The 19,697-nt window shown below is 59.9% G+C and carries 15 protein-coding genes and 2 pseudogenes; 12 read left to right on the forward strand and 5 right to left on the reverse strand.

Annotated elements, in window-relative coordinates; genetic code table 11:
• Positions 1–5 precede the first annotated feature (5 nt).
• The gene (locus B5483_RS23720; protein ID WP_079731828.1) at positions 6–2,126 is read right to left on the reverse strand and encodes an ATP-binding protein; all 2,121 of its coding nucleotides are present in this window, start codon (positions 2,124–2,126) and stop codon (positions 6–8) included.
• A gap of 659 nt (positions 2,127–2,785) precedes the next feature.
• On the opposite strand from B5483_RS23720, the gene B5483_RS20805 reads away from it, so the two are divergent.
• The 8 genes from B5483_RS20805 to B5483_RS20835 all read left to right on the forward strand — a co-directional run bounded on the left by B5483_RS20805 (position 2,786) and on the right by B5483_RS20835 (position 10,464).
• Positions 2,786–3,526, forward strand: a complete 741-nt coding sequence (locus tag B5483_RS20805; RefSeq protein WP_079731829.1) for a response regulator — start codon at positions 2,786–2,788, stop codon at positions 3,524–3,526.
• A gap of 187 nt (positions 3,527–3,713) precedes the next feature.
• Entirely contained in the window at positions 3,714–4,592 is an 879-nt protein-coding gene (locus tag B5483_RS20810; RefSeq protein ID WP_342743701.1) for an intradiol ring-cleavage dioxygenase, read from the forward strand.
• A gap of 67 nt (positions 4,593–4,659) precedes the next feature.
• Positions 4,660–7,818 (forward strand): autotransporter outer membrane beta-barrel domain-containing protein, encoded by a 3,159-nt coding sequence (locus tag B5483_RS20815; protein WP_079731831.1) that lies wholly within the window; start codon positions 4,660–4,662, stop codon positions 7,816–7,818.
• Between the two features lie 399 nt (positions 7,819–8,217).
• On the forward strand, positions 8,218–8,721 hold the full coding sequence (locus tag B5483_RS20820) for a hypothetical protein (protein WP_079731832.1): 504 nt from the start codon (positions 8,218–8,220) through the stop codon (positions 8,719–8,721).
• Between the two features lie 76 nt (positions 8,722–8,797).
• Positions 8,798–8,956, forward strand: a complete 159-nt coding sequence (locus tag B5483_RS23305) for a hypothetical protein (protein ID WP_176168151.1) — start codon at positions 8,798–8,800, stop codon at positions 8,954–8,956.
• A gap of 103 nt (positions 8,957–9,059) precedes the next feature.
• The gene (locus B5483_RS20825) at positions 9,060–9,623 is read left to right on the forward strand and encodes a helix-turn-helix transcriptional regulator (RefSeq protein WP_245829486.1); all 564 of its coding nucleotides are present in this window, start codon (positions 9,060–9,062) and stop codon (positions 9,621–9,623) included.
• Positions 9,624–9,649: 26 nt separating this feature from the next.
• The gene (locus B5483_RS20830) at positions 9,650–10,057 is read left to right on the forward strand and encodes a VOC family protein (RefSeq protein ID WP_079731833.1); all 408 of its coding nucleotides are present in this window, start codon (positions 9,650–9,652) and stop codon (positions 10,055–10,057) included.
• Complete coding sequence (locus tag B5483_RS20835; RefSeq protein WP_079731834.1) at positions 10,054–10,464, forward strand: DUF1801 domain-containing protein; 411 nt, start codon at positions 10,054–10,056, stop codon at positions 10,462–10,464. The genes B5483_RS20830 and B5483_RS20835 overlap by 4 nt, the downstream gene beginning before the upstream one ends.
• Here the strand turns inward: B5483_RS20835 and B5483_RS23725 are convergent.
• Positions 10,461–10,715: a hypothetical protein gene (locus B5483_RS23725; RefSeq protein WP_079731835.1), complete on the reverse strand. Its 255-nt coding sequence runs from the start codon at positions 10,713–10,715 to the stop codon at positions 10,461–10,463. The genes B5483_RS20835 and B5483_RS23725 overlap by 4 nt on opposite strands.
• 152 nt (positions 10,716–10,867) lie before the next feature.
• On the opposite strand from B5483_RS23725, the gene B5483_RS20845 reads away from it, so the two are divergent.
• Both B5483_RS20845 and B5483_RS23000 read left to right on the forward strand, forming a co-directional pair.
• Entirely contained in the window at positions 10,868–11,620 is a 753-nt protein-coding gene (locus B5483_RS20845; RefSeq protein WP_079731849.1) for a FadR/GntR family transcriptional regulator, read from the forward strand.
• 134 nt (positions 11,621–11,754) lie between these two features.
• Positions 11,755–11,880: pseudogene (locus tag B5483_RS23000) on the forward strand (IS6 family transposase); the annotation flags it as partial.
• A gap of 112 nt (positions 11,881–11,992) precedes the next feature.
• Here B5483_RS23000 and B5483_RS20850 read toward each other — a convergent pair.
• Entirely contained in the window at positions 11,993–13,957 is a 1,965-nt protein-coding gene (locus B5483_RS20850; RefSeq protein ID WP_079731850.1) for a sulfatase-like hydrolase/transferase, read from the reverse strand.
• 371 nt (positions 13,958–14,328) lie between these two features.
• Positions 14,329–14,508, reverse strand: a pseudogene (locus B5483_RS23600) (IS5/IS1182 family transposase); the annotation flags it as partial.
• Positions 14,509–14,850: 342 nt separating this feature from the next.
• Here B5483_RS23600 and B5483_RS20855 point away from each other — a divergent pair.
• Complete coding sequence (locus tag B5483_RS20855; protein WP_079731836.1) at positions 14,851–17,148, forward strand: TonB-dependent receptor; 2,298 nt, start codon at positions 14,851–14,853, stop codon at positions 17,146–17,148.
• Between the two features lie 382 nt (positions 17,149–17,530).
• Positions 17,531–18,991, forward strand: a complete 1,461-nt coding sequence (locus tag B5483_RS20860; protein ID WP_176168152.1) for an alkaline phosphatase D family protein — start codon at positions 17,531–17,533, stop codon at positions 18,989–18,991.
• Between the two features lie 625 nt (positions 18,992–19,616).
• Here B5483_RS20860 and B5483_RS23790 read toward each other — a convergent pair.
• A complete protein-coding gene (locus tag B5483_RS23790) occupies positions 19,617–19,697 on the reverse strand; it encodes an SEC-C metal-binding domain-containing protein (RefSeq protein ID WP_217698235.1) in 81 nt (26 codons plus the stop codon).

Genomic DNA, 19,697 nt, shown 5'->3' on the forward strand with positions numbered 1-19,697 from the left:
AATGATCAGGCTGCCTTGCGAAGAACGGGATTGGCGGCCACCGGCACGGATACGCGGGCGGTGAAACCGTCGGCCCCATGCGCGAAACTGACGTCGCCACCATGGGCTCGGGCGATGGAGCGGCATACGGCAAGGCCGAGGCCGCTGCCGGTGCGGCCGGACTTGCGGGCCGCTTCGCTGCGGTAAAAGGGCTCGAAAGCACGGTCGAACTCGTCCTCGGGAATGCCCGGGCCGGTGTCGACGATTTCGGCAATGGCCTCGTCGCCGGAGAGACGAACCCGCACGCGCGCGCGTTCGCCGTACTTCACCGCGTTCTCCAGCAGGTTGCCCAGCAGTCGCCTCATGCCGACCGGGTCAATCTCGACCGGGATATGGGCGTTCTGCTCGATTTCCACATCGCCGCCCACGAGCTGGGCATCGGCGACGCTGCCGGCGATCAGTTCGGCAAAGTCGAGATGTTCGCGCGGGCCAGGGGTCGAGGCGTCGCGGATGAAGGTGATGACCTGGCTGATCATCTGCTCCATCTCGGTGACTTCCTTGAGCAAGCCTTCGCGCTGTTCGTCCGCGACGTCCTCGATACGGAAACGCAGGCGGGTGAGCGGCGTGCGCAAGTCGTGGCTGATCGCGCCGACCATGGCGGTCCTGTCGTCGACGAACGCGCGCAGGCGGTAACGCATCTGATTGAACGCATTGGCGGCGCGGCCGATTTCGGCCGGACCCGAGAGGGGCAGGATCGTAGCGGAAGGGTCGCGGCCCAGTTGTTCGGCGGCCTTGGCGAAATCGCGTAGGGGATCGACGATGCGCCGCGCGAAGAGCCAGGCGAGCGGGCTGACGATCGCGAGCGAAAGCAGGAACCAGAGCGTGACCCGCTTCTGCCAGCTGTTCGGGAACGGCTCGGCGCGCGGTGCAACGGCAAGCCAGTGTCCGTCAGGCTGGCGCGCGGCCGCCACGAAGTCCCCCTCGATGAACGGCGGCGATGCGGCATCAAACAGCGAACTGCGGGTGCGCCGGAAAGGGATCGGCTGCGGTTCGGCCGTAGCGGTGCCGGGTGTGTGCTGCTGCCGCTGCGAAGGCACTCGACTTGCGAGATCGACAGTCGGCGCGGTGGCAAGTGGGCTGGGCACTGCAGGGGCCAGGCCCGGCTCTGCGCGTGGCGCAAGTAGGCTGGTATCGGGCGCCGCAGTCGGTTTTGGTGTTGGCTGGACAGCGACTTTCGGGGTGCTGCTGCGTGGAATGGCGGTGACCGCGGGCAAAGCGTTGCCTGCCGGGGTGATTGGGCCCTTCATTCCGCCTGGTACCAACATGCGGGGTGCTGGTTGGCTTGTCGTGGGCTGACTTGCCGGGAATTGACCGCTCGGGGGCTGACTGGGGCGATTGCCCTGTCCGGCAGAGCCGGTAGCAGCGCCGCCGCCCGGGCCGGATGGGATTTGCACTGGTCCCGAAGCAGGGCCGGGGCTGCTTCCCACGGCGCCGTTTCTGGGCAGCGCTCCTCCTGGAAGGCCCTGGATGCTGCCCGATGCTGTGCTTCCCGCGGGGGGTGAGGGAAGGCGCGGCGGTGAGCCAGCGGGCATGGCGGGGCCATGAGGAATGGAACCTCCTGGCGGCATTCCGCCGGGAAAGCCACCGCCGGGCATGCCGCCTGCCGAAGGAGCGCCGCCCGGTGGGGGGCCGCCGGGGATCGACTGGGCCTGTGCCTCTTCGATCAGAAGGCCGGGAAAGATGCTGCTCTGCGCCGATTGCACAACTGCCAGCGGTGAGTGGGCATCGGGAGGCACGGCCACGCCGCCGACCGGCAATTGGGTGTAGAAGGCGAGTACGACGTCTCCGGGCTGGCGCCCCAAACGTCGTGCAAGGGCTTGGCGTGAGGATTCGGATACGAGCCAGCCCTGTCCCGAAACGTCGGGCGGACCGTCCATGCTCTTGCGTTCAAGCCGTTCGCCGGCGTCCTTGCCGGTGAGCGCCGCGGCCACTTCAACGAGGTCCCAGCGCGCTGTGGGACTTGGCGGCAGGATGACCGTGAGCGCTAGCGTCACGAGCTGCGCGCCGATCAGGGCGCACACGATGATGGCGATCATCTGCATCGCCAGGGGCAGGCCGAACCGGCGCGGTAGGCTGGGAGGGGTCATGGAGCGGCCATTGCCACGCCAATCGGACAATTTCGAGGCGCGATGCCTGCGGCAAGGCGATGGGGTAAACTGGATTGCGGAACGGGACCGGGAGAGAGGGACACTTCCCTTCCGTTCCCGTTCCGCGTTCCCGTCGCTGCGCCTGCCTTGCGGCAGGTTGGGTGACGGGAACGGTCACCTCGTGAATGACATGTCTCGCGGGCAAGGACCCGCAAGGCCCGGTTTAGAACGAATCTGCCCGAGCGATGATGTCGCGCGTAAAAGTATTGCCGCGGCGGCAAGTACAACTGAAATATTATAGTTCCGGGACCGTCGAATTGCAGGGCGGGTGCGACTGAATGACCTGCATGTTCGACGGTCCCGGCACCGTCCGGCACCTTGGCGGTGGTGCGCTGGTCGGCGTCGCCGATCATTCCGGGCGTAAACGACTTCGCATCGGGCACGACGGGGGACGCCGAATGGAGAGCGAAGTCACCTGCCTGAAACGACCATTGGCTGGGTGAACCTTTCATGCCGGATAAGTGGGTGAGCCAGTTTGCGCTCGGATTTCAGCGAATTTGCAACGGTGTTTCAGGGCTGTCGCAACCTGTAACCATCACTGAAATTCAGGGGGAACACAGGCTTTCTAATCCCTCGGGATGATCCTAGAACAACCTGCGATGGACCTTCAGACCCGTATCCTCATCGTTGATGACGACGAGGGCATCCGTTCGTTGATCGGCGATTTTCTCGCCAAGCACGGCTATGACACGATAACGGCCGGTGAGCCGGCGGAGATGCGTGAAATCCTCGCGCGCGAGAGCATCGACCTCATCGTCCTCGATGTGATGATGCCGCGCGAGGACGGCCTTACCGCCTTGCGCAACCTCGGCGCCGACGCGCCGCCGGTGATCATGCTCAGCGCGGTGGGCAGCGATGTCGATCGCATCGTCGGGCTGGAGATGGGCGCGGACGACTACCTCGCCAAGCCCTGCAATCCGCGAGAACTGTTGGCGCGTATCCGCACCGTCCTGCGCCGCCGCGTGGCTGTAGGTCCGGTCGGTGAAGCCGCTGCGGACGAGGGCGATGCCAGTTCGGGAGACTGCCTGTTCTTCGCCGGTTGGCGCATGGACCTGGGCCTGCGGCTGCTGTTCGATCCCGTCGGAAAGCTCATTTCGCTTTCCGACGGGGAGTTCCGCCTGCTGAGGGCCTTTGCAGAGCATCCGCGCCGGGTTCTTACCCGCGACCAGTTGCTCGACTGGTCGCGCGGAGAGGACAGCGATCACTACGACCGGGCCATCGACGTGCAGCTCAGCCGCCTGCGCCGCAAGATATCCGATGGCGACGGCGGTTCGGAGATCATCCGTACCGTGCGCAACGAGGGGTATCTCTTCGTCCCGCCGGTTTCTGCTAACGCTTGAGCTGACTGCTGGCTGCGCGCGACCTCTGACGGGGTGCGGCAACCTTGCGAAATTCGCCTGAAATCTCGCTGAAATCTCAGGGCAACCGCCACTGTCCAGATGCATTTGCGACGCCCCGTTCCGGTCATGAGCGGATGGGCGCGCAAGAAGCACGATGGAGGTTTGTTTGGAGCAGCATGGGCATGGATTGGCGGAAGACCTCGAAGTCATCCGCAGGCAACTGATCGGGCGCCGCCGTGCGCTGGGCTTCCTGGCAAGTGCAGGGACTGCCACCCTCGTGGCCGCCTGCGGTGGGAGCGATGACAGCTCCTCCAGTTCGACCACGGGCACATCGACATCTTCGTCGAGTTCGTCGTCCAGTTCCTCTTCGACTTCGTCTTCGAACGGCAGCACCGCTTCGAGCTGCGTGGCCGATCCTACCGAGACCAATGGTCCTTATCCGGCGGACGGTACGAACACCTCCGGTGGATCGACCTCGAACGTTTTGCAGTCGAGCGGGATCGAGCGCTCGGATATCAGATCGAGTTTCATCGGCTCGACGACGACCGCCGATGGTGTCCAGCTCGATCTCGAGCTTCAGCTGGTGGATGTGAACACCGGATGCGCCCCGATTGAAGGTGCGGCCATCTACATCTGGCATTGCGATGCCGATGGGCGCTATTCACTCTATTCGAGCGTGGTGACCACCGAGAGCTATCTGCGCGGTGTCCAGGTTACCGACTCCGATGGCAAGGTCACTTTCACAACGATCTATCCTGCGTGCTACTCGGGTCGCTGGCCGCACATCCATTTCGAGGTGTTCCTCGATGGTCTGACTTCGGCGAGCACCGGCAGGACTGCCGACCTTATTTCGCAGATCGCCATGCCGGCTGCCAATAACACCGCGGTCTTTTCCGGCGACACGCGCTACACCTCCAGCATCGCTAACTACAACGCGATCTCGCTCTCTTCCGACAATGTGTTCGGGGACAATTCCTCGGCCCAGTTGGCTCAGATGACGCCATCGCTCTCGGGCAGCGTGACGGCCGGCTACTCAGGCACCAACGTGATCGGGATTGCCGTCTAATCTCCTCCCGATCGCGGGAGGGGCAGCCTCTCGCGCAATCATCCTTTTCGACAAGAGACCCAATTCCATGTCATCCCTGAAGAATTCCACCAGCCTTGGTGCGCTGGTCCTGGCGTTGTGCAGTCAACCCGCGATGGCCGCCACCACGATCAAGACCGACACGACCAGCGCCCTTGCGACCTCTGGCGCCGGCGACGTGACGGTGACCGAAGATGGCACCATTACCCTGGCAAGTGGCACTGCGATTACCGTGGACAGCGACAACGCCGTCGATCTCGAAGGCGGTATCGAACTGGGCGATGCCGACGGCGCCAGTGCCATCTCCGTCAGGTCAGGGACTTCGTCCGACGTCTATGTTGGCGAAGATGCGTCCATCTATGTGCTCGAGGACTTCATCGCGGAGGACGATGACGACAACAGCATCGCCGACGGCGCGATTGCCGAGGCCAGCGATCGTTACGGCATCCACGCAGCGGACGGCGCGTCGGGGACGATCACCAATGAAGGCTATATCAAGGTAGAGGGCCTGGACTCGAGCGGCATCCGTGTCGACGGGACCTACACCGGAGACATTACGAACACCGGCTCGATCTCTGTCATCGGCGACAATTCGACCGGCATTTCCACTCAGGACGTCGTAGGCAACGTCACCGTCGAAGGCACCGTCTATGTCGTGGGCGACGGTGCAACTGCGCTGGCCGTCAACGGAGACGTAACCGGGACGGTTACCGTGCAGGGGACTGTGGCTCAGAAGTATACCTACACCAACGATGAGGGCGATTCGGTCTATCTCTCGCGGGCTGACTTGCGTTCGGGAACGCCCGCGGTCTCGATTACGGGCAATGTCGATGGCGGCATCTACATCGCCGCTCCGCCCACGGACACCGATGACGACAACGACGACGAAGACAATGACGGCGTCGACGATGACGAAGAAGGCACCGGCGCAGTCGTGTCCTACGGCAATGGCCCGGCAATCCGGATCGGCGGCGCCGAGGATATCACCATCGGCAGTGTCTCGAGCAATTCGGGCACTTACTCGATTGCGATCGACGGCACGGTTACCGCCAATTCCTACTACAGCAATACCGATGCCTTCGGGCTCGTCATTGGCGGGGAGGGCGGCGACGTCACCCTAACCGACGGGATTGGCGTAACCGGCACCCTTAAGGCGACCAGTTACGATTCGAGCGCCACAGCGCTGCTGATCAACGAGGGCAGCGATGTCGGTTCGCTTTATAACAGCGGTACGATCACCGCGACGCTGTCCTCGCCCGGCGAAGGCGTGACCACGGCGATCCGTGACCTTTCGGGCACGCTGACGACGATCGAGAACACCGGCTTCATCACGGCAGGCGGTTCCAGCACCGACACGCGTGTTGCCGTCGACCTTTCCGCCAACACCAGTGGCGTCACCATCAGTCAGTACCTCAATGACGAGGATGCCGAGACGAGCGCCGAGTACGTCGAGGATTATGAGGAGGAAGACCCCACGATCTATACCCGGATCTACGGAGACATCTATACCGGGGCGGGCGACGATCTGATCACTGCGTCCTCCGGTGCGATCATCGGCGATACCTATTTCAATGCGGGCGACGACACGCTCGAGCTGTCCGGCAACACTGCCTACACCGGCGACGTATGGTTCGGTAGCGGTACGGCGACGGCTACCCTTTCGGGCGAGTCCAGCTTCGACGGGACAATGGATTTCGCCGGCAAAGGCGCAACGCTCACGATCAACGATTCGGCAGTCTATTCCGGGCTCTTCACCAGTGCGGAGAATCTGGCAGTCACTGTCAACGGCGGCATCCTGACTGCGAACGACACCGAAACCTCGAGTTTCGACAGCCTCTATGTCGCAGCAGATGGTACGCTTGGTGTCTATGTAGACGGCGACGAAAGTTCGCTCTTCGTGGTCAACAGCGCCATTTTCGAGGATGGCGCCAGCGTGACTGCTACGGTAAGCGACCTGGCGACTGCAGAAGGCGACTACACCGTGCTGACGGCCGACAACCTTGACATCGAAGGCACGCTGGGCGCCGCCATAAGTGATCTGCCGTTCATCTATGACGGTGCCGTCTCGGCAGATGACAACAGCATCACCTTGTCGATCTCACGCAAGTCCGTCGCCGAATTGGGACTCGACAGTGCGGGGGGAGCGGCCTGGGATGCCGTATATCAGGCGGCCGAGAACGATGACTACCTGACACAGAGCCTGTTGCAGATCGAAGACGGAGATACCCTGCAGTCGCAGGTCGACGGTCTGCTGCCCGACTGGTCGGGGGGTGTGTTCGATGCGGTGACGCGCGGCACGCGCCTGGCTTCCCGGCACATCGGCGATGATGCATCGACCTTCGATATCAGCGAAGTCGATGGCTGGTTCGAGCCAATCTACTGGAAGTCGACCAAGGACAAGGCTGGAACCGCCGGTTACGACGCCAGTGGGTGGGGGCTTTCCGCCGGTTTCGAGCGGCTCACCTCTCTCGGTTACTTCGGTGCGTCCTATGCCTGGTTGCACGGCTCGGTCGAGAACAAGGCGGAGACCGGCGATCTCAATATCGGCCAGCACGACCTCGGCCTCTTCTGGCGGACACAGAAAGGGCCGTTGATGGCCTGGGCCCGCCTCGGCGCCTCGCGCATCTCGGTCGATTCGACGCGGACCTTCACCGGCACCATCGACGATGACGACTTCACCTACGAAGCCGATGCGAAATGGAAAGGGTGGCTGCTGTCCGGCATGGCCGGGGCTTCATGGAAGAAGGAATTTTCGCGCCGGTTCAGCCTGAAGCCGAAAGTCGAGCTGCAACAGTTCTGGCTAAAGGAGAATGGCTACACGGAATCCGCGGACAGCGATGCCATGGCACTCACGGTGGCCGACCGCACGAGCAGGTCGACGACGGTGACGCCCACGGTGACGGCTTCCTACAGCCTCGGACCCATATCGCCGGACTGGCGCCCGCTGACGTTTCAGTTCGAGGGTGGCCGTCGCGAGGTCCTTGCAGGCAGCTATGGCAAGACCACCGCATACTTCAGCGGCGGTGACAGTTACGATTTGGGCGATGCCTTCACGATCACGCCCGATGACCTGCAGGGTGCCTGGATCGGCGAGTTGCGCATGCTGGCCGGCGGCTACGACTTCACCTGGCAGATCGCGACGCGGATGGAACAGACCTCGGATACCACTGACCTGTCCGCCCGTGCTTCACTCAGCGTTGCCTTCTGAGGCGCACTTGCAAGGAAGGTGCGCCCGGGGTCGCAGGAGCAGTCGTCCGCCCGGATGGCCTCGGTAGCGGGTAAGCATCACCCAGCTTTCCCCGGCCATCTTGCGACACCGTCTCCATATGCAGGAGCTGTCGCAATGACAGTTTGCCCGGAGCGGCACTGGCCGTCGGTGTGCGAAGTGATTCCTTTTCAGTGACTTGCAGCATACTCTGAACATTTCCCGATCATTACAGGAACATCAGGCGCGCCCGATTGCGCTTCGGACAAACTGTCAAAACGACAGATATTGCTTCTAAGGCCATGGATTCATTTCCTATTTGTCTTGTTCCTCTAGTCAGAATCATCAGATTCTGGCATAGTGAGAACAGAAGCGAACAAGGATCAGGAAGAGCCGTTACCCATGGGCAAGACTGCAACCAACGTCGGGCAGATCCTTGATCGTTTGTCCGAAGTGTCCAGTCGTCCGCGCTATGCCTTCGCTGTTCTCAATCTCCTGGCAGAGCAGGCAGGTCCCGGTTCGAAGATCGGGCCTTTCGTCGAGGACGAGACCGAGGTGCTTCCGCTGCGCGCGTGGGTGGGCAAGAGGCTCTCGCGGCTTTCCGGTCGCAGCAAGCGGCGCAAGAAGATCGAGCAGCGCCTGCGCGAAGAGTTGGCCGACAAGTTGCCCGATGACCTGTTTGAAGCGCAACGGATTGTCGATGCCGCGGTCGAGGAACATGTGCGCGTGACCGGAGCCGACAACTTCAGTCGCGTGGTGACCGAACTCGAGAGGGCAGGGTACGTGGCGCGCTACTACGAGGGCTACCGCACCAATCACGCTAATCGCGGTGGCTCGCGCAATCTCGTGTGCGTCCTCGATGCCGATGTGTCGGCCGCGCTTCGACGCCGAGACATGTTGGTTTGATGGCAGGGCAACGGGCTCGTTTCGGATGTCCCTTTCATCCTTGAGTGATTGGCCATGACCTGCAATGGCACCGACTATGAGCCAACTCAGTGAGATCATTCCCAACGTTGTCGAGCGGGCACCCGAATGGATTCGCAAGGATATTGCAGGCAGTGATGCTCTGGCGCGAGAGCGTGCCGAAGCGGCCTTGGCAGCGATGATCGCTGATGCGATTGCGAAGAGTGGAGCACAATAGCAGCTCGGGGAGCCGTTTCACTGAAGGAGCCGGGGCGAGGGGACCAAGGCTCTTGCCTCGACCCGTGCAGGCAAGGGGCCGGCAAGGGCTGGCCAAGTCGGCCGTGCGCGACATACTGCTGTCCCTCGGTTGGCAACATTCAGCTATTCGGGCTAGAAACAAGCAGATTGTGACCGACGACCTCGTTCTCCTGTTTCATGGCGAAACTCAGACCGCCAATGGGCAATGTCCGCTCCTTGTGCGTCGCCTTCTGCGCGCCAAGGACCGCATGGACGCTTCTTCGCATGAGGCATGGCCGGTCGAGCGGCTTGCCAAGGTCAGCGGTGTGTCGGAGGCCCATTTTGCGCGCGCGTTCCGCAAGGCATTTGGCATACCGCCGCACCGTTACCTCCTGACTCGCAGAATTGAGCGTGCCAAGGCGTTGCTGCGCGATACCGAGCTTGCGATCACCGATATTGCTTTCGAAAGCGGTTGGAACAGTCTTGGCACTTTCGGGCGCACCTTCCACGACGTTACGGGGGAAAGTCCCGGTATGTTCCGTACTCGCGAAAGGAGGGTGGCGCAGGAAATGGGTCAGGTGCCACCTTGCTATCTTAGTGCGGCCCACCGGCCCGACCTGACCATAGCAGTTTCGGAGAAGCGTCGTCGCAACCGCTGCTATAAGTGAGTGGGAACCCAAGCCATGGAGGTCCCATGAGTGAAGCAATCCAGGTCGTCGGTCTGTACGTGCGGGATCAGGACGAGGCCCACGAATTCTACGTCGGCAAGCTTGATTTTCGCGTCCACACCGATCAGCGCAACGGCGACTATCGCTGGCTTACCGTGCAGCATCCGAAGCAGCCGTCGTTCCAACTTGGCCTGTTTCGGCCGCAGGCGCCAATGCACGATGCCGTCACTGTTCAGGCGCTGAACGAACTTGTGGCCAAAGGCGCGATGCCGCCTCTGGTCATGGCGGTCGATGACTGCTTCGCGACCTACGCGCGGCTGCGCGAGCGGGGCGTGGAGTTCACTCAGGAGCCGATCGCGCGCTACGGCAACGTGGACGCAAACTTCCGTGATCCTTCCGGGAACGGTTGGAAGATTATCGAGAAGGGTGCATGAGCGACCGGGCTTGCGCATCTGCGATGATCGACGCGAAACTCGCCGGCCTGCGTGACTGGCGAGGCGAAACGTTGGCACAGGTTCGTAAACTGATCCATGAGGCCGATCCTGAGGTGATCGAAGTCGTAAAGTGGATCAAGCCAACGAACCCTTCGGGTGTGCCGACCTGGGAACATTTCGGGCTGATCTGCACAGGCGAAGTTTACAAGAATTACGTCAAGCTGACCTTCGCGCGGGGCGCGGCGCTGGAAGATCCTGCCGGATTGTTCAATGCCGGATTCAACGGCGCAACTCGCCGGGCCATCGACTTGCACGAAGGTGAGGCGGTCGACGGCTCGGCATTCAAGACGCTGGTCAGGGAAGCAGTGGCGCTGAATGCTGCCAGGCAAACGCCCAGGCGATCCTAGCTTCGCTTGGGCTTGCGAAGGTCACCGTTTGCTCCGCGTCGGCGGGCTCGAAGAAATCGTGCCATTCGCACGAAGAAACGGCGCCATTGGGCATGGCCATAGACCATGATCCCGTCAGGGCGCAGGTCCATGTCGATGATGCAGGGAATGACGTGCTCCTCGAGATAGGCAAAGACCGAGAGCTTGTGCCCGTTGTGGGTGCCATCGCAGGAACCGTGGACGCTTTGATCGGTTTCGATCTTGAGTGGCACGAAATTGCGGCTCCGGGCAGGTAACGATGACGCGGGTGACGGTGATTTTCAAGGAGGTTTCACTCGCCAAGGACAGGCCAATTGTGGCATTACCGATTGAATGACCAATTTCGGTCTAAGAAGTTCTGAATTGGTTTTACCAGAAAGTGCTCATGGCAACAGGCAAATTACACGATCGGCTCTACCAGAATCTCGCCCGCTCGCTGCTCGATGAACTGGCATGCGGCCGCTATCAGGTGGGCAGCCGCCTGCCAGCCGAGCGTGACCTTGCAATCCGATTCGAAGTCAGTCGTCCTACCGTGCGCGAGGCGATCATTGCGCTGGAAGTGCAAGGTCTGGTCGAAGTAAAAATCGGATCCGGCGCCTACGTGAAGCGGCTTCCCAGCGAGAACGACCGTCCCGGCTTCAACGTCACCGCCTTCGAGCTGACCGAGGCACGGCTGCTGTTCGAGGGCGAGGCGGCGGCGCTGGCGGCGACGCAGATGACTGACGAAGACCTGGCTGAGATTGCGATTCTGGTCCAGAAAATCGCCGAGGAGAACCAGAGCCCCAACGGCACCGAGACGGCCGACAGGGAGTTCCACCTTGCCGTCGCCAAGGCAACGCGCAATGTTGCGGTGTACAACACCGTGGCGCAGTTGTGGGACCTGCGCGGCACTTCGCCCGAGGCAGCGCTCCTGCACGAGAAGGCGCGTCACGCCAACGTCAAGCCGGTGGTCGAGGAACACAACGCGATCCTTGATGCACTGCGCGCGCGCGACCCCAATGCCGCCCGCGCCGCCATGCGCGCCCACCTCTCCGCCGTGCTCGAAGGCCTCCTCTTCGCCACCGAAGAGCGTGCGCTGGCCGAGGCACGCCGCGCTACCCAGACCAGGCGCGAACGCTATGCGCGGGCTACTGCCTGACCTCGCGCACTGATCCGCCTGACGCATGGCTGCCATTGGCGAAACTGCTCTGCAGATGTCACTATTTGAGTTGCTTGCGATGCAAAGAGGGCTCTGTCGTAAACTTGCCGCCGGTTGGCTATGGGTGCGAGGTTTTGTACCGCTGGAGTGGGTCCAAGGTGTTCAAAGGTCGGCATTTTCAGAGTGAACTTATCCTGCTGCGCGTGCGTTGGGACCTGACCTACGCCTTGAGCCTTCGGGACCTCGAGGAAATGATCGCCGTGGGACACGACCAACATCACGCTACGCGATCCTGGAATCAGTAATGGCACCTCAGCGCAAGCGCCTTCTTCCGCAGCCTGTTAGAACGGTCGAAAACCGCTCTAGACCCTCTCAACTCGTCCAATTTGCGCTCGCAGGCGGGCCCATGAAGTTAGCACCGGACTTGCCACTGGCTGCACAGGCTTGCGCGGAGATACCTTCCTTCGTCGGATCGTAAGACCGTTCGAGTGTTGCCAGCAGATAGCTCGCGATCCGTTTGGGATAGTCTACGTCAACAAAGCGGCGCAGTTGAGCATTGGCGACCTTGCGAATTTCCGGCAGAGCCGGCAGTGCGGCAAGGCCAATGTTCGAAAGCGCATCGAGCGCCTGGATCTTGATCTGCCAGCTGTTGCCGTCATCGATGAGGCGCGCAAGGGCTGAAACGGCTTCATCCGGCTTGCCCAGACCGACTAGCGCTTCAGCTGCAACTATTCGCACCTCGTTCGAAGGATCCTGCGCCAGCACTTGCTCGAGGCGGACTTGGGCGGACCGCGCCTTGTCGCCCAGCATCAAAAGACCTCGCGCCGCCCAAAAGCGTATTGCCAGAACCGGGCTGCCAAGCAATCTGACAAAGCGATTGACGTTCCGTGGATCCCGTCGACCCGCGGCTGCCGCAATCGTCATCAACGATCTCAAGGGGTAGATCGCGCGGTTTCGGCTTTCGAAATAGCCTTCGCCAGGAGAACCTTCAGGCAAAAACCCATTGTCGTTGATCACCAGCATGTGCGCATCGACAGCGTTGCGCAGGCGATTTGCGGTGGGTCTGGCGCGAGGGTCATCGATGAGGTTTGCGACTTCATCTGGATCGGACTGCAGATCGTAGAGTTCCTCGAAGGGCTTGGGCCGAAAGAAAGCATCTTGCTGCGCCGTCAGTTTTCCAGCGAGGTGCAGGGCATGCCACTCCCGATAGGAGGCCTGCACTTCCCATTCGAAGCCCACATGCTGGCCAAGAGCCCGGTGTGGCATATAGTTGCGGATGTAGCGCCAGCGACCATCCGTCACAGTACGCACGAGGTCGTAACGCTCGTCCATGCGGTCGCGGAAGCCGAAAGCATATGTCGCGGGCTTGCCTATGCGCCGCCCGAATAAAGGCTTGCCAGTCATTTGTGCCGGTTGCGGCACTCCGGCGATGGACAGCAGCGTTGCAGGAAGGTCGATGAGGGTGACTGGCGCCTCGATCATGCTGCCGGGCTTGGCAGGCGCGAGATGCTGCCATTTGGGGGGGATGTAGGCGATTAGAGGAACGCGCAGCCCTTCCTCATAACAATAGCGTTTTGATCGTGGCAGGACCCCGCCATTGTCGCCATAATAAAAGACAATGGTGTCATCGGCGAGGCCATCGTGCTCAAGCTGGGCGAGCCAGTTGCCGATCTCGCGGTCCATCGCCTCCATGATGTTGTAATATTCGGCATAGTCGCGACGTATCACATCGCTGTTCGGCAGGAACGCCGGGATGCGGACGTCCGCCGGCTTCACCCGCCCTTCGTCACGCTGGCACATGTGCTGTTCATGACTGGTGCCGGTATTCAAGACACACAGGAAAGGCTTTTCCTTGGGCGCATTTCGCCAATGCCCGTCAACACCCTGGACGTCCCAAATTTCTTTCGGATCGACGCCGCAATTGTAATCGGTCTTAGGGTTATTGATGCAAAAGTATCCTGCTTGACGCATCAGTTCAGGATAGGTGCGGAAGGCTTTCGGCAGTGTTGCGTCGGCGCGCATGTGCTGTGCCGGAGCGCAGCTTTCGGGATTGACGCCGGTAAGGATTGCAAATCGCGAAGGAGCGCAGACCGGTGCATCCGAGTAGGCGTTGCGATAGAGAACACCTCGCTTGGCCAAAGCATCGATGTTGGGCGTATGCGCGAGCTGATCACCGTAGGCTCCGATGTAGGGGTTGTTATCCTCACTGACGAGCCAGAGAATGTTGGGCAGCTCACCCCTCCGGGGCTCGGACGCAAACGTTGCGCCAGTTGACGTCGCTACAGCGGTAAGAGTGAATGCTCCATACTTGATCGCATCGCGACGGGTGGAAGTCATGCCTTTGTTCATCCTTCAGAGATTTTCATCATGCGCTTGCTTGGTAGCCAGTGGCGAAGGCCAGTGCCACTTAGTGCACATGCTGCTTGTTGCAGCGGCAATGTATTTCCGAGGCGACCGGCTCTGCTGACAGTTTAAAAGCAGCCCGACATTCTCGGCAAATCGTCAGACCAAATTTCCAGTCGCCTCTGATCAATCCGCAGCTTTTCCTGAGCCACTTTGGCTACCGGCAGTACGATTTGATTGCAAAGTTGCAGCCCGATGTCAAATCAGTCTGACCAATCGAGTGCCAAAATCTACGAATTGACTAGCTTATTACGGTAGAAATCGGCTTTGACGATGTGACCGCCCCCCGGTGGCATTGATGTGCGAAGTTGGGTCTGGATCGCGGGATGCGAAAACACGGGTTGACGCCTGCGCTGGCGGGTCGTTGCCGACAGCCACTGCATGCCAGGATCAAACTAGACGTGAAGCGAACCTCGCTTCGCCAGCGCCGCGTAGAACGATTTCCAGTTCGTCGTACAGTGAACTGCGGGGGCCGGCTTGCTCATCGCTACCCACTAACAACCTGGATTTAGGGCTGGAATCCTCTCTTTCATTTTTCCAACACAGCCGTACCGCGCCCTCCCATCAGGCTTCAGTCTCGCACCCCGATCCATTGGCCTCGGCCGGGAATCCTCCAGTTGATTGATTTGAAAGACGAAGATTGCAAGGCCAATAGCTCAAGATTGGCATTGTCAAATGTCTGCATCGTGCCGGAGCGATGACGTGTATGAGAGGTTTAATGCCGTAAGGAGCTGCCTTGGTGCCAGAGATTCTAGATTGACATTCTAGAGTTGTTTGGCCAATATGTTCTCATTGGTAATATCAATAGTCGAATGGGAGGAGGAGAAATGCGGCACATAAAAGGTTTTATGTCGTCAGGAGCTGTCTTGGCGCTCGCGGTTTCCGGTCAGGCCTTTGGTCAGGACCAAAGGTCCTCAGATGCGATGGTGAGCACCTCTGAGGCGGATGGAATTGAAGAAATCGTCGTGACCGCTCAAAAGCGTGAGCAGCGACTGCAGGACGTGCCTGTGGCCGTCAGCGCTCTTACGTCAGACGCGCTCGAGGACCGGGGTATCAAAGATGTCGTGGACGTTCAGAGAGCGGTTCCCGCGCTCACGATCACTCAATCGCAGAACCCCCAGAACAGCTCGATCAATCTACGTGGCATCGGCACTTTCGCGTTCGGCATCGGCATTGAGCCTGCTGTTTCCATTGTTGTGGATGATGTGGCGCTTCTGCAGCAAGCCCAAGCCTTTAACGGGTTGGGCGATCTTGAGCGTGTCGAGGTTCTGCGCGGTCCCCAAGGCACCTTGTTCGGAAAGAATGCTTCTGCGGGCGTGATCAACATCGCAACAAAGGCGCCCACCAGCGAATTGAGTGCGGCTCTCAATTCATCTTACACATCCGATGATCAGTTCCGCTTGGAGGGTGTCGTCTCGGGCGGACCAGCGGAGTGGCTCAAGGTGCGCGCCAGTGCCTTCTACAATAACAAGGAAGGCTATATCGACAATTTAACTACCGGCCATTCTCTCGGTGCTTCCGAAACGATAGGGGGGCGTCTGCGCGTCGATGTGGAGCCGACCAGTACGCTCGATATATCGCTGGCTGCGGCCTATTCGCGCGATACTTCGAACCCCACTAGAACATGGCGCTATGCTGCGCCCGACGCGCGCATTTTCCCAATCGGGAGAATCAATCCCGGTTCGCTTATTGCGCCAGCGCTTACTGGTCTCGATGTCGGGCCGGACAACTTCCAGGTGCGGCAGAACTCCGAGCAGCAGTTGGACAGTCGGCAGGAAATCTATAGCGCCCGCGCAACGCTTGACCTCGGTTTTGCTAATCTGTCTTCCATTACTAGTTGGCAGAGTTGGCGCTTTAACCAACAGAACGATGATGCCGACTATACCGATCTTCCTGTTGTTGCCTTCCGCACTGGCGGCATCGTTCAGAACAGTACCACTTATTCTCGTGAGTTCGCCGAGGAAATGCGCCTCACATCGCATGGCTCCGGGCCTATCACCTACATGCTGGGGCTCTATTATGCCAATGGGCGTTCCAACCGTACGTTCGAGCGGTTGGCGCTGGGGCCTGGCGCATCACAATGGACTGGCGCAACGGGAACGAAGCGCTATTCGGTTTTTGGCCAAGGCACATACGATCTGTCGAGCAGCACGCATGTTGATATTGGCGCGCGCTGGAACCGCGAAGATATCGACGCACGCTATTTCGCGACAGCGCCTTCGAGTTCTGGTTGTCTGACCAGTGTATGTAACGGTGAAAATAGCGACGACCAGATCACCTATAAGGCCGCTCTCCGTCAGGACCTCAATCAAGACGTTATGGTCTATGCGTCCTATGCCACCGGCTACAAAGGCCAAGGCTACGATCTTGGGACGGGCGCCACGCAAGAAGCTTTGGACAACCCCGTAAGGCCTGAACATTCGAAGGCATATGAAGTTGGACTGAAAGGCACCTTCTTAAACCGGAAGTTGCAAGTAAACTTGACCGGTTTCTGGACTGACTACGTTGATTTTCAGGCGCAAAGCGCCAAAGTGCTTGAGAACGGCAGTCTGGAGTTCAAACTCAACAACGTCGGCAAGCTGCGGACGCGTGGCATCGAGGCCGACGTAGCGGTCATGCCAGTACGGGGACTCCGGATCGATGGGTCGGCGTCCTACACCGATGCGAAGATCATAAGCTTTCCGGCTGCAGGCTGCTACACCGGTCAGACGGCAGCGCAGGGCTGCGTCAATGGCACACAGAATCTTTCGGGTAGCAATCTCTCCAATGCCCCGAAGTTTAAATATGCCGTTTCCGGCAATTATGAAACCACTCTGCCGGGGCTGCCGTTTGACGGATTTATCCAAGCTGATTGGGTCCACCAAAGCAGCGTGCAGTTCGACCTGCTCGGTAATCCGGCGTTGCGGCAGGATGGCTACGGCATTCTCAACGGAAGCATTGGCATCCAAGACGGTGACGGGGGCCGCTACCGCGTAAGCCTCTTCGTCAACAACCTCTTCGACAAATCCTATGCGGCCTCGCTCGCGGTCGCTCAGGGTGACAGCGTTGGCAATACCGTGACGCAGGTGCTGCCGCGCGATGCGCAACGGTATTTCGGTGTGCGTATGAGCCTGCGCACGCGCTGAACGAACGCGGGTCGACCGTAAAGGAGGCATTTTACCTCCTTTACGGTCGACGTATGTATTCTGGCACTATCGTTGTGCTCTTCGAGCCTGGCAAACTGCCTGCACTTGCAGCCCGTCGCGCGGATTTGGATAGCAACGGCAGGCAGGACCACTGCAGTGCATCGCAGATTGGGCCGATCCTTTGCGAGGCGAAGTGCAGGGCGACACGGTTGAACGAGAGAGGCGATGAACTCCGAGTGAGCGCTAGAAGGATTGTCTAATGTCAAGTGATCACATTTCCACAAGAGGTATCAACCCAACCCGGCGTTCGCTTCTGGTCGGAGCTGGCGCTGTAGCAGTTGGGGTGTCTTCGGCTCTGCCAAGCAGCAGTTGGGCGCGATCTTTGACGGATACCATCCACGCAACGCTGTTGTCCGGCGAACCGGGACCAAGTTCGATTATCCTGCAGGCTCGCATTTCTAGCGCGCTGGCCACGCCCGGCGATTTTGCGTCGGATAGCCCGGGTCTTGCCGGGGAGATTCGCTTCGAGTTCTCTGACAATCCGGCATTCGCGCAGGCGCAATCCACTAAATGGAAGGTCGCCGAACGCGAACGGGATTACATCGTGCAACAGCTTGTGGAGGGGTTAACGCCCGCCACGACATATTACTTTCGTGTTGCGTTCCGAAGCGGCGATGGGCGTTCCAGCCGACCAAGCGCCGTGGGAAGTTTCGCAACGCTTCCTGCCGCGGATACGTCAGGACCCCTCTCATTCGTTGTCATGAGCTGTCTGAGTTACGAGCTCTTCTACGGCATCGGCAAACCGGCCCCCTATCCCATTCCCAGAGCAGATCCGCCCTCTCCGGAGGAGCGGCGTCGCGGATATCCGGCGATGGATCTCATCCGGCAGGTATCGCCTGCGTTCCTTCTGGCGACCGGGGATACGGTCTATTACGATCATCCCAGCGGGGACAGCCAATTCTGGGCAGTCAACGTAGAGCAAATGCGCCAAAAATGGCACCGGCAGTTAGCGGTTCCTTCGGTGAAGGAAACATTTGCGGCGGTGCCGACCTTTTTCATGAAGGATGATCACGACTTTCGCTACGACGATGCCGACAATACTGGCGTGCGCCTTCCTACTGCGGAGGAGGGCAAGCAGGTGTTCCTCGAGCAGGTTCCGGTGGTTCAAGGCGACCAGCCGACTTATCGTACAGTTCGGGTTAACCGCCACCTGCAAATCTGGCTACTCGAAAACCGGGACTACCGCTCCCCGAACGATGCTCCAAACACGCCCGAAAAAACGATCTGGGGGCTGCGTCAGCGCAAATGGCTGGAAGATGGGCTCTTGGAGTGCGATGCCGACTTCAAACTCATCATTAGCCCCGGCCCAATGGTTGGTCCCGACGATGCGCGCAAGAGTGATAACCAGGTCTCCGAAAGCGGCTTTCTTGCCGAGGGCGAGGCGTTCCTGAATTTCCTCAAGGATCATGGGCTCGAAAAGTCGACGTTCATTTTGAATGGGGATCGGCATTGGAAATATCATTCCATTCACCCTACCGGGGTTGAGGAGTTTTCGTGCGGGACGATCAATGGACAAAACTCGCGACCAGGCGTTGCGCCGGGGGATCCGCGCGGCACTGATCCCAATGCTAGAATACGCCAGCCTTATCTACAGCCGATCCCCGATGGCGGTTTTCTGCAGGTTTCGCTGACCCCGGATGCGGATGGTAAGAAATCCAGCCTTCTGTTCCAGTTTTGGGGTGAACATGGCGCGCTGCAATATGCCGTAAGGCGTTGGGGCGATCGTGAGCCGATAAAAGTCGGACCTTGGCCAAAAGAGGCTGCTGCGCGTCCTGACAAATGAGCTGCGCGCCGCTGGACGCTTCGGCATTCACCGCGTTTGGCAAATCTTCTGGCTTTTTCGTCCGACGTTCGGCGTCTGGCCAAGTTTCGGAAATTTCTCGGAACGCCTATTCGGTCCACTAGCTGACTGCGGTGCGCAGTTGCAGATGAAACAGACGCCAGATTGCAGAACGCATTAATAACTCCCTGTACGGTTACGTACCGCCGCGTCCACGACATATGCGATTAACATCTGGCAATCGAGAGTCAGTGTCCGCGGCTTGCTCGTCAATCCTCTTTACAAGCCAACGGCACCAGACGGCCCTATGGCTAAGGTCGATGACATCTTAACTATGCCAATGATGTATCGCAACGAGACAATTGGTGCGAACGTGCGGTGGTTCGCACGTTCACAGATGGACAGGTTTTTCAGGGGAAGTCGTTCCTGCGCGGAACCTGCAATGGCCAAATACGGCCAGTGGGGGACAGGTTCGAAGCGAATTCTGGCCATGAGATCGCTCGCTGGAATGCGGTGATTCACGCCCGCATTCGCCGTATTTTGTGCGGCGAAAAATCATTGCACTGCGCGGTGAATGATGGGTGTATTTACGTAAGCGCCGACGGAACCCGGCGTTGACGCTTGGCGTCTAGGCTGCGCAGCAGCGCTTGTACTTCTTGCCCGATCCGCAGGGGCAAGGATCGTTACGACCAATCTTGTTTGCCTGGAT

Origin of the sequence: Novosphingobium mathurense (assembly GCF_900168325.1) — a bacterium.
GTDB lineage: Bacteria > Pseudomonadota > Alphaproteobacteria > Sphingomonadales > Sphingomonadaceae > Novosphingobium > Novosphingobium mathurense.

What these genes read in the sequence shown, in the direction of transcription:
- B5483_RS23720 (WP_079731828.1), bottom strand. Translation starts at nt 2,126, where the DNA reads ATGACCCCTCCCAGCCTACCGCGCCGGTTCGGCCTGCCCCTGGCGATG.
- B5483_RS20805 (WP_079731829.1), top strand. Translation starts at nt 2,786, where the DNA reads ATGGACCTTCAGACCCGTATCCTCATCGTTGATGACGACGAGGGCATC.
- B5483_RS20815 (WP_079731831.1), top strand. Translation starts at nt 4,660, where the DNA reads ATGTCATCCCTGAAGAATTCCACCAGCCTTGGTGCGCTGGTCCTGGCG.
- B5483_RS20820 (WP_079731832.1), top strand. Translation starts at nt 8,218, where the DNA reads ATGGGCAAGACTGCAACCAACGTCGGGCAGATCCTTGATCGTTTGTCC.
- B5483_RS23305 (WP_176168151.1), top strand. Translation starts at nt 8,798, where the DNA reads ATGAGCCAACTCAGTGAGATCATTCCCAACGTTGTCGAGCGGGCACCC.
- B5483_RS20830 (WP_079731833.1), top strand. Translation starts at nt 9,650, where the DNA reads ATGAGTGAAGCAATCCAGGTCGTCGGTCTGTACGTGCGGGATCAGGAC.
- B5483_RS20835 (WP_079731834.1), top strand. Translation starts at nt 10,054, where the DNA reads ATGAGCGACCGGGCTTGCGCATCTGCGATGATCGACGCGAAACTCGCC.
- B5483_RS20845 (WP_079731849.1), top strand. Translation starts at nt 10,868, where the DNA reads ATGGCAACAGGCAAATTACACGATCGGCTCTACCAGAATCTCGCCCGC.
- B5483_RS20850 (WP_079731850.1), bottom strand. Translation starts at nt 13,957, where the DNA reads ATGACTTCCACCCGTCGCGATGCGATCAAGTATGGAGCATTCACTCTT.
- B5483_RS20855 (WP_079731836.1), top strand. Translation starts at nt 14,851, where the DNA reads ATGCGGCACATAAAAGGTTTTATGTCGTCAGGAGCTGTCTTGGCGCTC.